Raw genomic sequence first — 1,769 nt, forward strand, 5'->3', positions numbered from 1 at the left:
GAAGCTTGGTTCGGAGCCCGCCACGATCTCCCTGATGCTGCAGCCCTGGCAGCCGGATTCGCCGTATGCGCGGCGCCTGCGGGCGGCCGCGGCGGACGCGGTGTATCCGCTGTACCTGAGCGAACGCGCGGCGCACGCCGACAGCGTGGCGTTCTACCTGGATGTGGCCGATGTGCTGTTCGAGCGCGGCCAGCGCGACCTGGCCCTGCGGGTGCTCTCCAACCTGGCCGAGCTGCAACTGGAAAATCGCCACGTGCTGCGCGTGCTCGGCTACCGGCTGCTGCAGGCCGGTCGCGCCGACCTGGCGGTGCCGGTGTTCGAGCAGGTGCTGCGGCTGGGCGAAGAGGAGCCGCAGAGTTTCCGCGACCTGGGCCTGGCCTATGCCGCGCGCGGCGACGCGCAGGCGGCGATCGCACAGCTGTATGAGGTGGTGGTGCGCGACTGGGACACGCGCTTCGACGGGGTGAGCATGATCGCGCTCAACGAACTGAACGCGATCGTGGCGCGGGCGCCGCGGCCCCTGGACACCGGCTTCGTCGACCCACGGCTGCTGCGCAACCTGCCGCTGGACCTGCGCGTGGTGCTGAACTGGGACAGCGACAACAGCGACATGGACCTGTGGGTGACCGACCCCAATGGCGAGCGCTGCTTTTACGGAAACCGCGCGACCTACCAGGGCGGCCAGCTGTCGCCGGACTTCACCGGCGGCTACGGGCCGGAAGAGTTCTCGCTGCGCACCGCCAAGCCCGGCAAGTACAAGGTGGAAGCGAACTTCTTCGGCGAGCGCCAGCCGCTGGTCACCGGTGCCACCACCTTGCATCTGCAACTGAGCACGGGCTGGGGCACGGCCGCGCAGCGCGACCAGCAGGTGACGCTGCGCCTGACCGAGCGCAAGGAAACGGTGCTGGTCGGCGAGTTCGACGTGCGCTGATCCGCCCATGGCGCGCCGGTGCGGTCATGCCGGCGCGCTACACTTCGACCATGTCCGATCCGTCCGGCGCCAGCGCCTATTCCCGTTTCCAGCCCTGGCGCCGCAGCTTCGAAATCGGCTTCTGGGTCGCGCTCACCCTGATCAACGCCATTGCCAACAGCGTCACGGTGCTGATCGACATCCGCACCACCGGGCTGCATTTCGCCGCATGGGAGCCGGTGGTGTGGGAGTGGTCCAGCCAACTGATGTTCCTGCTGATCGTGCCGCTGGTGGTGCTGCTGACCCGACGCTACCCGCTGCACTGGGACACCTGGCGGCGCCGGCTGCCGGGCTACCTGCTGGGCAGCGTGGCATTGTCGGTGCTGCACGTGGTGGGAATGGTGGCCCTGCGCAGCCTGGTCTACCGCCTGCAGGGCCAGCAGTACGACTTCGGGCCGTGGCCGCAGGGGCTGGCCTACGAATACCTCAAGGACGTGCGCAGCCTGGCCTCGATCGCGCTGTGCGTGGAGATGTACCGGTTCCTGTTGCGGCGCTGGCAGGGCGAGGCGGCGCTGCTCGGCGCGCCCGACGCCGGCCCGCCGGTGGGCTCGCTGGAACGGCCGGAGCGCTTCCTGGTGCGCAAGCTGGGCCGCGATTTCCTGGTCGCCGCGGCCGACATCGAGTGGCTGCAGGCCGCCGGCAACTACGTCAACCTGCGCGTGCGCGGCCACGACTACCCGCTGCGCAGCACCATGGCCGCGATCGAAGCGCGGCTGGACCCGGCGCGGTTCGTGCGCATCCACCGCAGCTACATCGTCAACCTGGCCAGCGTGGTCTCGATCGAGCCGCTGGAGGCGGG

At 69.6% G+C, this 1,769-nt stretch carries 2 protein-coding genes; both read left to right on the forward strand.

Annotated elements, in window-relative coordinates; genetic code table 11:
- Nucleotides 1-931: DUF2135 domain-containing protein (locus D183_RS0113475; RefSeq protein WP_017909460.1), on the forward strand; the 931-nt coding region annotated here is incomplete at its 5' end.
- Between the two features lie 50 nt (nucleotides 932-981).
- The coding region (locus D183_RS0113480; protein WP_026144458.1) for a LytTR family DNA-binding domain-containing protein at nucleotides 982-1,769 on the forward strand (788 nt) is incomplete at its 3' end.

This window comes from Xanthomonas sp. SHU 199 (genome assembly GCF_000364665.1).
Taxonomy (GTDB): domain Bacteria; phylum Pseudomonadota; class Gammaproteobacteria; order Xanthomonadales; family Xanthomonadaceae; genus Xanthomonas_A; species Xanthomonas_A sontii.